This window comes from Mesorhizobium loti (assembly GCF_013170705.1).
GTDB lineage: Bacteria > Pseudomonadota > Alphaproteobacteria > Rhizobiales > Rhizobiaceae > Mesorhizobium > Mesorhizobium loti_D.
Map to the genome: position 1 here is coordinate 3,684,795 of NZ_CP033334.1, position 17,523 is coordinate 3,702,317.

The following is a 17,523-nucleotide window of genomic DNA, read 5'->3' on the forward strand; positions in this document are numbered from 1 at the left end:
TGCAGGACCGCTTTAATGCGCCTGCGCGCATCGCGCAATCTCACGGGGATGAACGGTGTTCGCCAGCCGTCGGTCTAGATCTGCGAGGACAGTTCGACCGGGAAATCGTCGTTATCGGCATCGCGCATGGCGGCGAGGCTTCTGTTGTCGAGCACCTCGGCGATCGCCTGGCGCACTTCCAGCATCATGTGCCGGACCTGGCAGGTCGCTTCGTCGCAATCCTCGCAGCGCTGGTACTGCGTGCGGCTGGCGCAGGGAATGGGCGCCAGCGGCCCGTCGAGCACGCGCACGACGTGGCCGATCTTGATCTCCGAGGCGGGGCGGGCGAGGCGATAGCCGCCTTCCTTGCCCTTGCGGCTCTGGACGAAGCCGGCATTGCGCAGTTCGCCCAGAATGGCATCCAGGAATTTCTTCGGGATGTTGTTGGCGACGGCGATGTCGTTGACGAAGGCCAATTGGCCAATCGGGAGACTGGAAAGATGCACGAGGGCCTTGAGGCCGTATTTGCCTTTTTTTGTCAGCATGCCCGAGTCAACCCGTTGAAACCCCAACCACCCCGCATCTGGCGGCTGTTTGTGTGCAAATAATGACGGTTCTGCCGCGCAGTGGTATTTTGCGAAAACGAGACGCCAAATGGCACGTTAGGCACGAACGCGTTGATTCTTTGTAACGTTTCGCAGGGTTGGCGCCGGCGAAGGCAAAAACGAAGAAAGCCGGCTCATTGCCGGCTGTCTTTGTCTGCTCAATATGTGCCGCGAGCCTTCAGCGGCTGCCATAGGCCTGGTCGAGCAGGCCGCCGGCGGCGAAATGCTCTTTCTGGATCTTGTCCCAGCCGCCGAAGACGTCTTCCACGGTCAGCAGGCGCACCTCGGGGAAGTCGGCCTTGTATTTGGCGGCGACGGTCGCGTCGCGCACGCGGTTGCCGTTCTGTGCGAGGATGTCCTGGCCTTCGGGCGTGTAGAGGAAGTTGAGATAGGTCTTGGCCAGGTCGCGCGTGCCGTGTTCGTCGGCGACCTTGTCGACGATCGCCACCGGGAATTCGGCCAGCAGGCTGACCGAAGGCGTGACCTGCTCGAACTTGTCGTCGCCATACTCCTTGCGGATGCCGCGCGTCTCGGATTCGAAGGTGATCAGCACGTCGCCGATTTCGCGCTGCACGAAAGTGGTGGTCGCGGCGCGACCGCCCGTGTCGAAGATCGGAACATTGTTGAACAGCTTGGTGATGAACTCCTTCACCTTGGCGTCGTCGCCCTTGAAGGCTTCCTTGGCGTAGGCCGTGGCCGCCAGATAGGTGTAGCGCGCATTGCCGGAGGTCTTCGGGTTGGGGAAGATCACCTGCACGTCGTCGCGCACCAGATCGTTCCAGTCCTTGATGTGCTTGGGGTTGCCCGCGCGGACAAGGAACGAGGGCAGCGAGTAGAAGGGCGAGGCGTTGTCGGGAAAATCCTTCTGCCAGTCGGCGGATACGAACCCCTTCTTGACCAGGAAATCGATGTCGGTGACCTGGTTGAAGGTGACGACATCGGCGCCAAGGCCCTCGGCGATGGCGCGCGCTTGCGCCGAGGTGCCCGCATGCGACTGGTCGACGGTCACGCCCGGATGCCCTGATATGAAGGCCTTGTTGACCTGAACGAACAGTTCGCGGCCGACGTCATAGGAGGCATTGAGCAGCTTGTCGGCCGACCAGGCTTGGGAGGACGCGAGGAACAGGCCGGCGACCGTGGCAATGCCGAGGAAAAATCGCTTCATGAAAAGGGCTCCGGATGCAATGTGTTAATCGCGCAACCATAGCCGTGGCGCATGGGGCACGGCGAGGCATGCATCAGGGTTCCGCGCCCTTACTTCGAGAAAAGATATGATCGACAGAACGAGTCCTTAGAATTTTATTTCAGGTGACAATTGTTTCGGTCTGTATTCCTTGTGCAGGGCGATCATTTGGCATATACATATGGCATATACAAACGGAGGCAACCGTGCCACAGCACCGGCATACAACCGCGTCGCCTCCGAAGGAGGCCAAGCTCTTCCGCAACAACCGCAGCCAGGCGGTGCGTATTCCCGTCGAATTCGAGCTCCCCGGTGACAAGGTTCTGATCAGCCGCGAAGGCGACCGCCTTGTCATCGAGCCGCTCCGCAAACCAGGCCTTGCCGCGCTGCTCGCCCAATGGGCGAAAGAGCCACCGCTTGGTCCTGAGGACGACTTTCCCGGGATCAGGGATGCGCCTGTTGAAGCCGAGGACATTTTCTGATGCGGTTCATGTTGGATACAAACGTCATTAGCGACATGATCCGAAACCCGGCCGGCAAGGCTGCCAGTGCAATGGTGCGCGAAGGTGACGCCGCTGTTTGCACCAGCATCGTCGTCGCCTCTGAATTGCGATATGGGTGCGCCAGGAAGGGATCGGCCAAGCTGCTCAAGAAGGTCGAGGATCTGCTGGCCGAGATCCCTGTATTGCCGCTCGACGTATCGGTGGACGCTGAATACGGCGCGCTTCGCGCCGAGTTGGAGGCCGCTGACCAACCCATTGGCCACAATGACCTTTTTATTGCCGCTCACGCCTGCGTGTTGGGCACTACATTGGTGACGGCCAATGTGGGGAAGTTCGCCCGGATACGGAAGCTGAAGGTCGAGAACTGGCTGGAATAGCGCCTGACCCGAAAGATCAGGCCGCCGGAAACAGCTTCCAGCGCCCCGGACGGAACGCCACCCGGCTTTTCTGTGCCGCCGGGTGATCGACGGGCAGTTCGATCTCGACCCGCTGGCGGTCGCCGCCGATCTCGAGCTCCACCCGGCGCGTGCCGGCGACGCGGCGGCTGGCGGCGACCGTGCCGGCGATGCAGCCGCTGCAGCCGTCCAGCAACTCGACGTCGTGCGGGCGAAAATAGAGCGTTGCATCACCCTCGGGCGCGTGCGGCGCCGCAAGCCCGATGGGGCGATCAGCGAGCCAGATCTCGCCATTCTCGACCTTGACGGGAAGCGAACTCGATTCACCAATGAAGCCGTAGACGAAGGGCGAGTTCGGCGTGTCGTAGATATCGTCCGCCGTGCCGACCTGCTCGATGCGGCCCTGGCTCATCACCACGACGCGGTCGGCAAGCTCCAGCGCCTCTTCCTGGTCGTGGGTGACGAAGACGGTGGTGTGGCCGGTGCGATCGTGGATCTCGCGCAGCCAGCGGCGCAGTTCCCGGCGGACCTGCGCATCGAGTGCGCCGAACGGCTCGTCGAGCAGCAGCACCTTGGGCTCGATCGCCATGGCGCGGGCAAGCGCGACACGCTGGCGCTGGCCGCCGGACAATTGGGCCGGATAACGCTTTTCGAGGCCGGAAAGCTGAACGAGATCGAGAAGCTCGGAGGCGCGGCGGCGGATTTCCTGCGCCGGCGGCCGCGAGGAGCCATGCCGGACCTTGAGCCCGAAGCCGATATTGTCGGCCACCGTCATGTGTCGGAACAGTGCATAGTGCTGGAACACGAAGCCGACATTGCGCTCCTGGATCGACTTCTGCGAAGCGTCCTCGTCGCCGAAGAAGATCTTGCCGCGCGTCGGCCGTTCCAGCCCTGCGATCAGCCTGAGCAGCGTCGTCTTGCCGGAGCCGGACGGGCCCAGCAGCGCGATCAGTTCACCCGACTTGATGTCGAGCGATACGTCATGGAGCGCTGGAAACCGCTCAAACTCCTTGCGCACGTTGGCAACGCGAACTTCCATACAAATCCCTCTGTCAGTGTCCGCGCGTCGCGGCGAGTTCGGCGCCGTAGCGCATCTCGAGCAGTGTTTTCAAGACCAGCGTGACGAGCGCCAGCCCGGCAAGCAGTGAGGCGACGGCGAAGGCGCCGACGGCATTGTACTCGTTGTAGAGGATTTCGACATGCAGCGGCATGGTGTTGGTCAGGCCGCGTATGTGACCCGAAACCACCGAAACCGCGCCGAATTCGCCCATGGCACGGGCGTTGCAAAGCAAGACGCCGTAGAGCAGCCCCCATTTGACGTTGGGCAGCGTGACGTACCAGAAGGTCTGCCAGCCATTGGCGCCGAGCGAGAGCGCCGCTTCCTCATCGCCATTGCCTTGCTCCTGCATCAGCGGGATCAGTTCGCGGGCGACGAAGGGGAAGGTGACGAACACGGTGGCCAGCACGATGCCGGGCACGGCGAACAGGATCTGGATGCCATGTGCCTTCAGCCACTCTCCGAGCAGCCCCTGGGCGCCGAACAGAAGCACGTAGACCAGACCCGAGATGACCGGCGAGACCGAGAAGGGCAGGTCGATCAGCGTGGTCAGGAAGGCCTTGCCCTTGAACTCGAACTTGGCGATGGCCCAGGCGGCGGAGATGCCGAAGACGACGTTGAGCGGCACCGAGATAGCCGCGACGAGCAGTGTCAGGTGAATGGCCGAACGCGCATCCGGTTCGCCCAGCGCTTGCGTATAGGCACCGATGCCTTTCGCCAGCGCCTCATGGAAGACAATGATCAGCGGCAGGAGCAGAAAGACGCCGAGGAAGGCAAAAACGATCGCCATCAGCACGGCCTGTGCCGGCCGGCTTTCGGTCACCGCCGCCGAGCGGCTCTCATGGTAGGGCTCGTAGGATTTGATTTCGGGATCAGCCATAGCGCTTGCGGCTCCATGTCTGCACGAGATTGACGACCAGAAGCATGACGAACGACAGAGCGAGCATGATCGCCGCGATCGCGGTCGCCGCCGGATAATTGTACTCCTCCAGCCGGATGACGATCAAAAGCGGAGCGATCTCGGATCTGTAGGGCAAGTTGCCGGCGATGAAGATGACCGAGCCGTATTCACCGACGCCGCGCGCGAAGGCCAGCGAAAAGCCGGTGATGATGGCCGGCGCCAGGCCCGGGAACAGCACGCGGGTGATGATCTGGAAGCGGTTGGCGCCAAGCGTCGCGGCGGCCTCCTCCACCTCCTTGTCGATTTCTTCCATGATCGGCTGCACGGTGCGCACGACGAAGGGCAGGCCGATGAAGACCAATGCGATGACGATGCCGAGCGGCGTGTAGGCGACCTTGATGCCGAGCGGCATCAGCAGTTTGCCGATCCAGCCGTTCGGCGCGTAGAGCGTGGTCAGCGCGATACCGGCGACCGCGGTCGGCAGCGCGAAGGGCAGGTCGACCATGGCGTCGACGATGCGGCGGCCGGGGAAGCGGTAGCGCACCAGCACCCAGGCGACGAGCGTGCCGAAGACGACATTGACGGCGGCCGCCAGAAAGGCGGTGCCGAAGCTGATTTCCAGCGCATTGATGGTGCGCCGATCGCTCGCGATCGCCCAGAATTCAACCCAGCCGAGAGAGGCCGAGCGCCAGATCAGCCCGGACAGCGGAATGAGGATGATGAGGGTGAGGTAGGCAAGCGAGAAGCCGAGCGTCAATCCGAAACCCGGAATGACACTCGGCTGCTTGAACCGCCACCCCGCCTGCGCGGGTGCTGTCGTCATGAAGCTCTGGATTGTCCCTTCTTATTCAACCGGACTCTGCCTGAAGAAAGCCCATTGGCGAGCTTCCTCAGCACAACCGAACCTTACTGGGCCGGCTTGTAGATCTGGTCGAATATACCACCGTCGCCGAAATGATAAGGCTGCGCCTTCTTCCAGCCGCCGAAAAGCGGATCGTCGATCGAGATCAGCTTGATATCGGGGGTCTTGGGCAGATCCGCCGGTGCGACGAGTTCTGGCTTGGCCGGACGATAATGGTTCTTTGCGATGATCGTCTGGCCTTCCTTGGAATAGAGCCAGCCGAGATAGGCTTCGGCCACCTTGCGCGTGCCCTTGGCATCGACATTGGCGTCGACGATCGCCACCGGCGGCTCGGCTAGGATCGACGTCGGCGGATAGACGATCTCGAAATTGTCGGCGCCGAATTCGTCGAGCGCCAGATAGGCATCGTTTTCCCAGCCGATCAGCACGTCGCCGATGCCCTTTTGCGCGAAGGTGACGGTCGAGCCGCGCGCACCGGTGTCGAGAACCGGGGCATTGGCGTAGAGCTTGCCGACGAATTCCTTGGTCTTGGCCTCGTCGCCGCCGTCATGGGCGTTGGCGTAGGCCCAGGCGGCCAGGTAGTTCCAGCGTGCGCCACCCGAGGTCTTGGGGTTGGGGGTGATCACCTGGGTGCCGTCCTTGACGAGGTCATTCCAGTCGTGGATCCCCTTGGGATTGCCCTTGCGAACGAGGAAGATGATGGTCGAGGTGTAAGGCGCTGAATTGTTTTCGAATTTCTTGCGCCAGTCGGGATTGATCTTCTTCGACTTCGAGACGATCGCGTTGATGTCGCCCTCGAGCGCCAGCGTGACCACATCGGCATCGAGGCCGTCGATCACGGCGCGGGCCTGGGCGCCCGATCCGCCATGCGACTGCTGGATCGTCACCGTTTCGCCGGTCTCGGCTTTCCAATGGGCGACGAAAGCCTCGTCATAGGCCTTGTAGAGCTCGCGTGTCGGATCGTAGGACACGTTGAGGATGGTGGTGTCGGCGAACGCGAAACCGAGCGTGCCGAACTGGACAGATGTGGCGACCAGTGCGCCGAGCAGTTTCCTGAAATGAGGTTTGGTCATTTCTGCCTCCGTTGAACCCGCGCCAAATCTAGCGAATTGATAGAAATTAGATGCACCGAATGTTCCCTTTTTTGCCCTCCTGAAGAAAATATTCGACGGTCTTCCGCCATGTCGGGAAATATTTTCCTCGCCGACACTCCGCGCGGACTCGACGTCCTATCTAGGGATGCCCGATGCCGAGGCAAGGCCGCATTCGGTTCGATCCCGCGGGTTATTCGGCGCTTACCGGAAAATCGAAACGCTGGTTTGGAAAGGGCTCGTGCCCGAGCGTAAAATGCCACCATTCGCGGGCGTAGTTCTTGAAGCCGCCGGTGCGCATGGCATCGACGAGCATCTTGCGGTTTGCCGCCGCTTCATTGCCGAGCGGACGGTGCGCGGTCTCGCTCATTGGGTCGAAACAGTCGAAACCGGTGCCGAAATCGAGCGTATGGGCATCGGTGGCGCCACAGGCCGGTTTGGAGACCGCCGGACCGCCGGCCCGCGCAATCGCGACATCGACGGTTGAGCCGCGCGAATGGGTCGACAGCTCACCGACATAGCCCTTGGCGATGAGGTCGCCGCGCTTGACCTTCGGATACCATTGCGGATCGGGCGGACCGCCCGCGCGCGTCCATTCGCCCATGTCGGCGACGGCGCGGGCAGGGCGGTAGCAATCGAACACGACCAGGGTCAGGCCTTTCGCGGCCATCGCCTGCTGGATACCGGCAAGAGCTTGCGCCGCCTGCAAGGTGAGAATGCAGACCGGCGCCTCGTAGCCATTCACCTTGCGGTGAAGGAAATCGTCGGGTCCGGCGTAACGGATGTCCTGGCGGATGGACGGATCGATATCGGCGAGCCGAACGAAGCCGGCGGAAAGGGTATCGGCATGTGCCTGGGGAACTGAAGCCCCAAGCGCCAGTGCGCAAAAGCCAACGCGCTGAATCGCCTGGCGCATTCTATTCAAGGAGTGCGTTCACTCGACGAACACCTTTACGCTGGCCGCCCGCCCCACGGCGTCGATGACAGTCAGCGTCGAATAGCCCGCGCCGTCGGGCAGCCAGGTCGCGGTGCGGCGGCGGTCGATGCCAGTGAGCGGCTTGCCGTTGGCCAGCCAGCGGAATGGCGCACGGCCGCCTTGCAGTTTCAGCACAAGCGGCGAGGCATCTGCCGAATTCGTGGCGAGATCGACGCGGGCGCCGTCCGGCGGGAAGATGATGGTTGGGGCGGGCTCGGTGGGCGTGGCCTGCACCAGCCCGTCGGCACCGGCGCCAAAGCGGGCGAGCGTCACCGGCAGATCCTCGCGCTTGGGGGTGAAGGCACCGGGCGGCTTGCCCGGCAGCGGCACGGTGGCGAGGCCGGAACGGACAAAGCCCTCGAACAGGATCGGGGCGGCCGAGACATAGCCGGAGAGGCCCGGCACGGCGCTGGCATCGGGGCGGCCGACCCAGACGCCCAGCACATAGCGGCCGTCGAAGCCGACCGACCATGCGTCGCGGTAGCCGTAGGATGTGCCGGTCTTGTAGGCGATACCGCGCTGCAAGGCGCCTTCCGGCGGTTTCACGCCCGACAATATGTCGATGATCTGCCAGTTCGCCTGCTCGTTGAGGATGGTGGCAGTGGTGCGTTCGGCATTGGCCGGCTCGGTGCCGTCATGCAGCGTGTGCGTCTTGCCGCCATTGGCGAGGCCCGTATAAAGCTGGACGAGATCGCGCAGCGTCACGCCAACGCCGCCAAGGCCGATGGCCAGGCCGGGCGCCTCGTTGATCGGCAGGATCGGGTTGACCCCGGCCTGGCGGAAGCGTGCTGTCAGCCGGGCCGGGCCGACCGCGTCGAGCACGCGGATCGCCGGCACGTTGAGCGACAGTTGCAGCGCCTGGCGGATCGAGACATCGCCTTGGTAGCCCATGTCGAAGTTCTTGGGCCTGTAGCCGCCGAAATCGACCGGGCTGTCCTCGATCAACATTTCCTGCGCCACCAGTCCCTGCTCGAAGGCGAGGCCATAGATGAACGGCTTCAGCGTCGAGCCGGGCGAACGCACGATCTTGGTCATGTCGATCCAGCCGGAGCGGCTGGAATCGAAGAAATTGGCCGAGCCGACTTCGCCGAGGATGTCGCCGGTTCGGGAATCGGCCAGCACCATGGCGACGGAGAGGCGCGGCCCGAGCTTGGCGGCGGCGTCGCGTGCCACCTGCTCCAGTCCTTGCTGGACGCTTTTGCGGATCGTCAGCTTGAGCGGCTGGCCGGGAACGGCCCGGGGCAGCATCGCATAGGCGGCGTGCGCGGCGAGTGCCGGCAGAGTCCGGCGCAGGCCCGACACGTCGTCGAGGGCGGCGCGTGCCGCCTCGCGTTCGCCGATCAGGCCTGACGAAACCATGCGGGTCAGCACCCGGTCGCGGGCGGCGTGAGCGATTTCGAGATTGCGGTCGGGCCGCCGCCTTTCCGGCAATTGCGGCAGCGCGACGAGCAAGGCGGCTTCGGAGACGGTGAGCCGCTTTGGCTCCTTGCCGAAATAGGCGAGCGAAGCGGCGCGCACGCCTTCGAGATTGCCGCCATAGGGCGCCAGCGTGAGATAGCGTTCGAGGATCTCGCGCTTGGACAGCCGCCGCTCGATCTGGATGGCGCGCAGCATCTGCTTGACCTTGGAGCCGAGGCTGCGGCTTTCGCGCGGCTCGATCAGGCGCGCAAGCTGCATCGACAGGGTCGAGCCGCCGGAGACGATGTGGCCGCTGGTTGCGAACTGGCCGGCGGCTCTGCAAAGCGCCAGCACGTCGACACCCTCATGGTCCCAGAAGCGCTTGTCCTCATAGGTGACCAGCATGTCGACGAACTGCTTGTCGACCTGGTCGAGACGGGTTTCGAGCCGCCAGTAGCCGTCCGGCGTGGCGAAGGCGCGCAACAGTTGGCCGTCACGATCCTGGACTTCGGTGGAGACAGTCAGCGTCGCGGGCAATGGCGGCGGGAAAGCGCGGTCGAGTTCCCAGAGAGAGGCGACGGAAAGGGCGAGAATGCCGGTGACGGTTGCTACGGTTATGGCGGCACGGCGGAGAAGTTTTCTTGAAAGCATGGCGCTGCCCCTCATTGCCCTGCCGGGCATTTCTCCCCGTATAGAGACGGGGAGAAAGAGGCCTGCGCGGAGGTTTTCGCCAATTTCCAAAGTTGCAGAACAGTTGCCGACGATCGGGACAGTTCCCTTCTCCCCGTCACTATACGGGGAGAAGGTGCCGGCAGGCGGATGAGGGGCAGCGCCATCGTCCTGTTCATGTTCGTCGGCAACATCTTACGGCGCCTTGATCTCCATCATGCCGGTGGCGGTGCGGGCCGAATATCGCGGCCGGTACATGTCTTCCACCGTCGCCGCCGGATGGGCGTAGGTACCCGGGGTCACGGCGCGCACGACATAGGCGAGCGTCAGATTGTGGTCATGGTCGCCGTCGGCCGGGTTGAATGCCGCGACGAAACGGTCGTCGCGGAATTCGAGGTGAGCGGCGTCGGTCTGTGCCAGCCAGGAGAAGTTCATCAATTGGGCGCTGGAGACCAGGCCGGGATTGTCGATCTCGAAGCCGGCCGGCAAGAGGTCGGTGACCAGCAGGCGCGACGGCCAGCTGTTCTGCTCGGTGACCTTGAGCACGACGACATAGCGCTCGTTCTGGGTTGCCTCCGTCACATTGGCTTCCGTGCCATCGAGCTTGTAGTAGGTACGGCTGATGGTGAAGCCGTCGCCGCCGGCCGGCAAGGGCTGGATCGGCGACGCCACGCTGGTGACGACGGCCTGCAGCGGGGTCTTGCCGGTGTTGGCGATTTCGAGCGGGCTGTCCACCAGCTCGGAGCCGTTGACCTGGTTGGAATAGCCGCCTGAATGCGGCGCGCCGTTGACGGTCAGGGTGATCGAATCATTGCCTTCCTTCAGCGCGCGGGCCGCCAGCAGCATCCAGGAATCGTCCTGGGTGCTGGTCCAGCGGGCTTCGGCGCGTTCCCTGGTCACCAGCTTGACCAGCTCCGGCACGATCGTCGACACGGGCTTCGATTCCGCCGCCAGCGACAGCATCGCCGCGCCGTCACGCAGCGCCGAGCCGTAGTCGGAGCGGTACCAGTCGTAGTCGCTGCTCGACTTGGCGAGCTGCAGCGCGGTCTTGAACGTCGCTTCCGAGCGCTGCGTGTCGCCATAGAGCGCAAGGCTCGCCGCCAGCTGGGCAACGGCCATCGGGCTCGAGAAGGCCTCGAGCTGGGTGTCGGCATAGTAGCGCAGGTCGCCGATCGAGGCCTTCTTGTTGCGGGCCAGAACGTAGAGGGCGTAGGCGATCTCGCTGCCGCGGTCCTGTACGCTCTGGTCATAGCCGAGCGAGTTCTGCAGATTGCTCAGCGCCTGGTTCATGGCCAGAGCCGGCACGTCGTATTTCTGCTCGCGCGCCCTGGTCAGGAACTCGCTGACATAGGCGTCCAGCCACAGATCGCCGGAGCCCGGGCCCCACAGGCCGAAGCTGCCGCTCGAGGACTGATAGCTCAGCACCTTGTAGATGGCATCCTGGATGCGGCCGTGAAGGTCGGGGTCGCTTTCCATGCCGATGCCCGAGGCCAGCTCGTTGACATAGAGAAGCGGCATGGCGCGGCTGGTGGTCTGCTCGGCGCAACCATAGGGGTAGCGGTCGAGCGTCATCAGGAGCGAGGGCACGTCGAAGGCTGCCGCCTGCGATACGCCGACGCTGACGGAAGCGCCGTCGAGCAGGCTTGCCGCAAGCAGTTCCTTGTCGACACGCAGCGCGCCGCCATTGCCCTTGAGGTCGACCACAAGCCGCGTGGTGACCGGCAATTGCGCCGGACGTACCGGCACATAAAGCGTCTGCTCGACCTTGGTGCCGTCGGCGTGCGCAAGCCTGATGGTGAGCGAGGCATTGCCCGCCGTCTTCGCGATCAGCGGCACGGTCAGCGTCTGGCGCTTGCCCTGGGCGAGCGTCAGCTTCTGGGGCAGGGGCTTGTCGCCGGTCGACAGGTCGCCGGTCGTGTCGATCGAGAAGGCATAGTCGCCGGCCGGACCGTCGGTGTCGGCCACGTCGAGCCGCATGACGGCGTTGTCGCCAGGCGCCAGGAAGCGTGGCAGGCCGGCGGTGATGACCACGGGGTCCCGCACGATCACGTCCGACTGGGCATGGCCGACCGCTTCCTTGGTCCAGGCGACGGCCATGACGCGCACGGTGCCGTTGAACTGCGGGATATCGAAGTCGATCCGTGCCTTGCCGTCGGCGTCGAGCTCGACCGGGCCGGAGAAGAAGGCGACCAGCTTTTCGGTCGGCGGGCTGCCTTGCGCCTGCATGTTGGCGCCGTCACCGCCGGTCCTGAGCTTGCCGGTGGTGCCGAGCGACCCATCGATCAGGCGGCCATAGATGTCGCGGATCTCCATGCCCAGCATGCGCTGGCCGAAGAACCAGTTCTCCGGATCCGGCGCCTTGTAGTTGGTCAGGTTGAGGATGCCGACATCGACGGCGGCAACCATGACATAGGCGTTGGTGCCCGGCTGCACGCCGGCCACGGAAACCGGGATCGACAGTTGCTGGCGCGGCATCGTCTTGTCCGGCGGTGTCAGGGTGACGGCGAGCTTCTTCGAGCCCGGATCGACCGTCAGCCATTTCACGCCGATGGCGCGGGCCGGCATGCGCGTCTCCTGCGCATCGCCCGGCCGGAACAGGGTCGCCGTGACATAGGCGCCGGCGCCCCAATCGTCGCCAACCGGAATGTCGACGGTACCGCCGCCGGCCGGAACGGTCGCCGTGATGGTCTTCAAGAGCTTGTCGGAACCGATATTGACCAGAAGTTCGCCGGCAAAATGCGGCGAGACTTTCAGCTTGGCCACTTCGCCCGCGGCATAGTTGTCCTTGTCGAGGGCGATCTCCAGTCCGTCAGGCGTTTCGGTGGTCGTCGAGGCGACATACCAGCCGGCGTCGAATTCATAGCTGGTCGCCGGCCCCTCGGGGTCCGAGGTCTCGACCTCGAGCCGGTACTGGCCCCAGTCGACCGGCACGGAGACGGTGGCGTCGCCATCGGCGTTGAGGTCGACCTGGCCGTTGGCGATCGACTTGGTGAAGGTAACCGGCTCGTAGTTCCACGAATTGTTGGAGCGGTACCATTGGTAATTGCGTTCGACCTTGACCAGCGTCCACTGCGCGCCCTTCAGCGCCTCGCGCTTGCCATCAGGGTCGACGGCGATCAGGCTGAACTTGGCCGTGCCGCCCTGCGGCACTTCACCATCGGCGAAGTCCGGTCTGATGCCGATCATATGGCCTTGCGGACGGATGCCGATGTTGAGCGAGCGTTCGATGGCGCGGCCACCGGTTTCGCGCATGCGCACCGCCACCTTGCCGTCGACCAGCTTGGTGGTCGAGGGCAATTGATCGACGGAGATCGGGAAGGTCGCCTTGCCGTCATCGCCAACCACGGGCAGGTTGGTGAGCGGCGTTACCGTCGGCTCCGCCGACTGCTCGTCGGCGAGGCCGAAGGAAAAGTTGGGGAAGCGGTCCCAGTCGCGCGACGTCGACAGCGTCAACTCGCCTTCCAGCGCCAGGCCCGCCGCCGGCGCGCCATAGAGGAAGCGGCCGTCAATGTTGATGTTGGCGGTTTCTCCCCGCGCGATTTCCTGCTTGTCGGCCTTCATGTCGAATTCGATGCGATCCGGCACGAAATCCTCGACCAGGAACATCTGGCTGGCGACCGCCGTCTGCTTCGGGTCGGTGTGGATCGATACCGACCAGGTGCCGCGCATGGCGTTGGGTTCAAGCGGCAGGTCGACGGCATGGCCGCCGGCCGAGGCGCCGTCGCTGACGATGCGGCGATCCTCGACGCCGTCGGGGCGCGAGAAGATGAAGGTGAGCGGCAGGTTCTCGACCGCCTTGGCGGCGCCGTCGCGGGCAAGGGCCGCGACATGGACATCCTCGCCGGCGCGGTAGATGCCGCGCTCGGTCCAGGCGTAGACGTCCAGCGCACCGGGCGCCGCGCGCCCGGTGACGCCGCGGTCGGACAGGTCGAAGCCGGCCTTGGACATGTCGAGGAAGACGAAATCATTGTCGCCCTGCTTGGCCATCAGCACGGCCGGCACCATGCCGCCGTCGCCGCGGGTGAGGCCGGGATTGAAGACGGCGTGACCGTCGGCATCCGACGTCGCGGTGCCGAGAACCTCGTTGTTGCGGGCAACCAGCGTCAGTTCGGCGCCGGCGATCGGCTTGGCGGAACCCAGCGAACGGGCAAAGACGTTGAGCCCGTCCTGGCCGGTATAGGTCGACAGGCCGATGTCGGAGACGACGAACCACTGCGTGGCCATCGAATTGTAGTCGTCGCTCTTGCCGTTGACGGCCTGGGCGGTCAGCACATAGACGCCGGGCTTGCGTTGCGGCAGCGCTTCGTCGACCGGAAAGGAGGTGGTGACCTCCTTGTTGAGGTCGTTGACGATGTCGAGCTGACCTTGCCAGACCGGCGCGCCCATCTGCTCGGAAATGTTGGAGATGTCATAGCCGTCGAGCTGGTGCAGGAACTGGTAGCCCGACAGAAGCTGCGCGAGCGACCGGTCGCCGATGCGGTAGAGCTTCATTTCGGCGGCGTTCATGTTGACGGTGACGACCGGAATGCCACGGCGCGCGCCGGCCGGCAGCACGAAGCTGTCGCCGGTGAAGCGGGCGGACGGAGCGCGATCCTGCACATAGATCGACAGCACCACGGGTGCGGCGGTCACTTCGCCAATTGCCGCCGGCAGGCCGGCGCGGAAGGTAACGTCGTAGTGCTGGCCGTGTTCGAGCCCTTCGATGCAGATCTGCTTGTCCTTGGCCTCGACGCCCTTCGGCGGAGCGTTGTCGACGGTCACGAACTGCGCGTAGTCGACACCGGTCTTGACCAGTTCCTCGGAGAATTGCGCGCAGATGCGCGGCGCGCTTGTGTCGGCATCGACGCTGTGGTCGATCACGCGGAAACCCTTGCGGGCCTTCAGATCGGCATAGTCGGCCTGGACGGCCGGCGACGTCACCAGCGCAAGGCTCGCCTCATAGGCCTGCAGCGCCGGCCGGTAGAGATCGCGCTTGTCGAGGCCGGCGCCGAGCTGTGCCAGCACGTCGGCGCGGGTCTTGGTGGTGCGCAAGAGCTTGTAGGCGTTGAAGGCGGCCGAAGTGGCGTTCATCGGCAAGGTAGACGTTTCGGAGGTGTTGGCGGCGGGCTGCACGGCCAGCGTTTCGCGCGCCAGATTGAGCCAGAGCTGGCCATCATCGGGCATCACCGAGACAGCGGCCTCGTATTTCTGCATGGCGGAGCGATGGTCGCCGGTCTGCACGGCCTGCTCGGCGGAGCTGATCAGGGCCGCCATGCCTTCGGTCGGCTTGTCATAGGCCGGGCCAAGCAGCCTGTTGCGGTATTGCTGCGCCTGATCGGCCATCCAGTTGGGGAAGAAGGCGAGTTCCGGCGGCGCGCCGATATCCGGATCGCCGTCAATGTTGACGATCTTGCCGGCAACTGCTCCGTTGAACGGCTTCAGCTGGTTGTAGTCGGATTTGAGGAAGCACCATTTGGCCTTGGTGTTGTAAGTGAAGGCGCGGCAGGCAGGGTCGCCAAGGCATGTTGTCTTGCACTGGTCGAGGGTGACATTCTGGTCGGATCGCAGGTCGAAGCCGAAATAATCGGAATTGTCGGTCGTTGCGATTCGCCGGGCCTCGGCCGCTTGCGCGACGTCGTTCCAGGCCAAGGCATTGGCCCAGGCGAAGAAAAGAAGGATCAGAATCGACAGACCACGAGCCGTGCGCATTGCCATAACACCCTCCAGACAAGTGCAGACGTCCCGGCATGTTCAAGCTTCAGTCGAGCTTGTCAACGCGCGGACGCGGCAGGTTCCACCTGCCAACGGTTTATTTTCCGGCCAAGGACCGGTATGCGGACAGTAACCTCCATAGGACAGGGGATCACGCTTTCTTGCGGAAACGCAGAAGGTGTGAATTCCAAGCCCGTCCTATTTCAGACAATTGGATTGTGGCCCCTTTACGTGCGCTTCAGAACTTCATTCCAATTTTAGTTTTGTAACCTAGGTTGTCTTAATGCCAGCGCATGAAAAGCAGATGTCAGGAGGGACCGCGCCAGGGCGCGTTCTTTCGCGCGCCCTGCTTTTGGCCATGATCTGCTCGACCGTGCTGGGCGCCGAATCAAGGTCCGCGGCTGCGTTCGAGCTTTTCGGAATCAAGCTTTGGGGGTCGTCCAACGACGAGGACGCCGACATTGTCGACCCGCTGCGCTATGCCGTGACCATCACGGTGCCCGATGCGGACAAGGATCTTGTCAAGAAGCTCGAGAACGCCTCGGCGCTGAAGGGCGACGAGGATCGGCCGGTCTCCGGCTCGCTCGGGCTGATGGCGAAGGCGCGCAGCGACCGCGAACAGCTGGTCGCCGCGCTTTATGCCGATGCCCGCTACGAAGGCGTGGTTACCATCACCGTCGACGGCAAGCCGCTCGACGAACTGCCGCCGGACGCCGAATTCAAGGGCCCACAGCCGATTCCAGTGGCGATCAATATCGCGACCGGCCCCAAGTTCACTCTCGGCGATATCAGGCTGGAAGGGGACGCGGCGGGGCTGATGAGCGCCGATTACGGCCTGATATCGGGCGGCGACGCCGGGTCGGGCGCGGTGCTGAAGGCCGAGGCGCTGATCGTGCGCACGTTGAAAGAACAGGGCAGGCCGCTCGCCAAGGTGACCGGCCGGCAGATCGTCGCCGACCATGCCACCTCGACGCTCGACGTGACGCTGACGGTCGCGGCAGGCCCCGTCGCCGGCTATGGCGCGACCACGGTGGAAGGCACCGAGAAGGTCGACCGCGACTTCACCGAATACATGACCGGGCTGAAGCGCGGCCGGCAGTACTCGCCGCAGGAGATCAGCGATGCGCGCGACAGGCTGCTGGCGCTCGAGGTTTTCAACAGCGTGACCTTCAAGGAGGCCGACAAGCTCGATGCCGACGGCAACATTCCGATCGGCGTCCAGGTCAGCGAGCGCAAGCCGCGCTATTTCGGCCTCGGCGGCACCTTCTCGAACACGGAAGGCCTCGGCCTGGAAGGCTATTGGGGACACCGCAACCTATTTGGTCACGCGGAAAAGCTGCGCATCGATGGCGCCATCAGCGGCATCGGCAGCAACAATCTGTCCGATCTCAACTACAATGCCGGCATCATGTTCGAGAAACCCGGTGTGATCGGGCCCGCGTCGAAGTTCTTTGCCGGCGTGAAGACCGTACTCGAGCATCCCGACGCCTACGACCATTTCTCGGTCAAGGGCAGCACCGGCCTGTCCTATGAGCTCGACAAGAAGCAGACCGTCTCGGCTGAGGTGGCGCTCGACTATTCCAGGATCACGGATGCGTTCGGCAAGCACACCTACCTGATCGCCAGTGTTCCGCTGCAATATGTCTATGACAACAGGGACAGCAGGCTGAACCCGACCAGGGGCTTCCGGGTGCTGGCCTATGCCGAGCCGAGCTACGACATCATGAGCGGGGCCGCCTTCCTCAAGCTCAAGGGAGAGGGATCGGCCTATCAGTCGCTGGATACGGCCTCGAAGTTCGTGCTGGCCGAGCGCGTCGCCGTCGGCTCGATCGTCGGCACCGGGCTCGAGAACGTTCCGGCCGACCGGCGCTTCTACTCCGGCGGCGGCGGTTCGGTGCGCGGCTATGCCTATCAGGGCATCGGCCCGAAAGACTTCACCGGCCAGCCGATCGGTGGCCTGTCCTTCTTCGAGACCTCGGTGGAGATGCGCATCGCCGTCACCGACACGATCGGCATCGTGCCGTTCGTCGACGCCGGCACGGTGTCGACGAAGTCGGTTCCGAACTTCTCCGACGTCAAGGTCGGCGCCGGCGTCGGCCTGCGCTATGTGACGCCATTCGGGCCGCTGCGCATCGATGCCGCGGTGCCGCTCAACCGCGATCCCAGTGATCCGCATTTCGGCATCTATGCCGGCATCGGGCAGGCGTTCTGAC

At 64.0% G+C, this 17,523-nt stretch carries 12 protein-coding genes; 3 read left to right on the forward strand and 9 right to left on the reverse strand.

Annotation, left to right across the window (positions count from 1 at the left end; all coding sequences use genetic code 11):
- Window positions 1–74: 74 nt before the first annotated feature.
- The gene (locus tag EB815_RS17990) at window positions 75–524 is read right to left on the reverse strand and encodes an RrF2 family transcriptional regulator (protein WP_027029809.1); all 450 of its coding nucleotides are present in this window, start codon (window positions 522–524) and stop codon (window positions 75–77) included.
- A gap of 238 nt (window positions 525–762) precedes the next feature.
- Window positions 763–1,749, reverse strand: a complete 987-nt coding sequence (locus EB815_RS17995; protein ID WP_056571846.1) for a sulfate ABC transporter substrate-binding protein — start codon at window positions 1,747–1,749, stop codon at window positions 763–765.
- A 224-nt stretch (window positions 1,750–1,973) separates the two neighbouring features.
- Here EB815_RS17995 and EB815_RS18000 point away from each other — a divergent pair, with 224 nt between their 5' ends.
- Window positions 1,974–2,249 (forward strand): antitoxin, encoded by a 276-nt coding sequence (locus EB815_RS18000; RefSeq protein WP_056571849.1) that lies wholly within the window; start codon window positions 1,974–1,976, stop codon window positions 2,247–2,249.
- Window positions 2,249–2,647 carry a type II toxin-antitoxin system VapC family toxin gene (locus tag EB815_RS18005; RefSeq protein WP_056571852.1) on the forward strand — a complete coding sequence of 133 codons (399 nt, stop codon included), beginning with the start codon at window positions 2,249–2,251 and terminating at the stop codon, window positions 2,645–2,647. The genes EB815_RS18000 and EB815_RS18005 overlap by 1 nt, the downstream gene beginning before the upstream one ends.
- A gap of 16 nt (window positions 2,648–2,663) precedes the next feature.
- Here EB815_RS18005 and EB815_RS18010 read toward each other — a convergent pair whose 3' ends face one another.
- From EB815_RS18010 to EB815_RS18040, 7 genes are all read right to left on the reverse strand, one after another.
- The gene (locus EB815_RS18010) at window positions 2,664–3,704 is read right to left on the reverse strand and encodes a sulfate/molybdate ABC transporter ATP-binding protein (protein WP_056571856.1); all 1,041 of its coding nucleotides are present in this window, start codon (window positions 3,702–3,704) and stop codon (window positions 2,664–2,666) included.
- Between the two features lie 13 nt (window positions 3,705–3,717).
- Window positions 3,718–4,602, reverse strand: coding sequence for a sulfate ABC transporter permease subunit CysW (gene cysW / locus EB815_RS18015; RefSeq protein ID WP_056571857.1), 885 nt, complete (start codon window positions 4,600–4,602; stop codon window positions 3,718–3,720).
- Window positions 4,595–5,446, reverse strand: coding sequence for a sulfate ABC transporter permease subunit CysT (gene cysT / locus EB815_RS18020; RefSeq protein WP_056571860.1), 852 nt, complete (start codon window positions 5,444–5,446; stop codon window positions 4,595–4,597). Before cysT ends, cysW begins: the two co-directional genes overlap by 8 nt.
- Window positions 5,447–5,529: 83 nt before the next feature.
- Window positions 5,530–6,558, reverse strand: coding sequence for a sulfate ABC transporter substrate-binding protein (locus EB815_RS18025; RefSeq protein ID WP_056571863.1), 1,029 nt, complete (start codon window positions 6,556–6,558; stop codon window positions 5,530–5,532).
- Between the two features lie 211 nt (window positions 6,559–6,769).
- Window positions 6,770–7,492: a M15 family metallopeptidase gene (locus EB815_RS18030; protein WP_056571866.1), complete on the reverse strand. Its 723-nt coding sequence runs from the start codon at window positions 7,490–7,492 to the stop codon at window positions 6,770–6,772.
- Window positions 7,493–7,510: 18 nt separating this feature from the next.
- Window positions 7,511–9,601 (reverse strand): penicillin-binding protein 1C, encoded by a 2,091-nt coding sequence (gene pbpC / locus EB815_RS18035; protein ID WP_171883300.1) that lies wholly within the window; start codon window positions 9,599–9,601, stop codon window positions 7,511–7,513.
- 213 nt (window positions 9,602–9,814) lie between these two features.
- A complete protein-coding gene (locus EB815_RS18040; protein WP_065005356.1) occupies window positions 9,815–15,313 on the reverse strand; it encodes an alpha-2-macroglobulin family protein in 5,499 nt (1,832 codons plus the stop codon).
- Between the two features lie 280 nt (window positions 15,314–15,593).
- On the opposite strand from EB815_RS18040, the gene EB815_RS18045 reads away from it, so the two are divergent.
- Window positions 15,594–17,522 (forward strand): autotransporter assembly complex protein TamA, encoded by a 1,929-nt coding sequence (locus EB815_RS18045; RefSeq protein WP_056571875.1) that lies wholly within the window; start codon window positions 15,594–15,596, stop codon window positions 17,520–17,522.
- Window position 17,523: the final 1 nt, after the last annotated feature.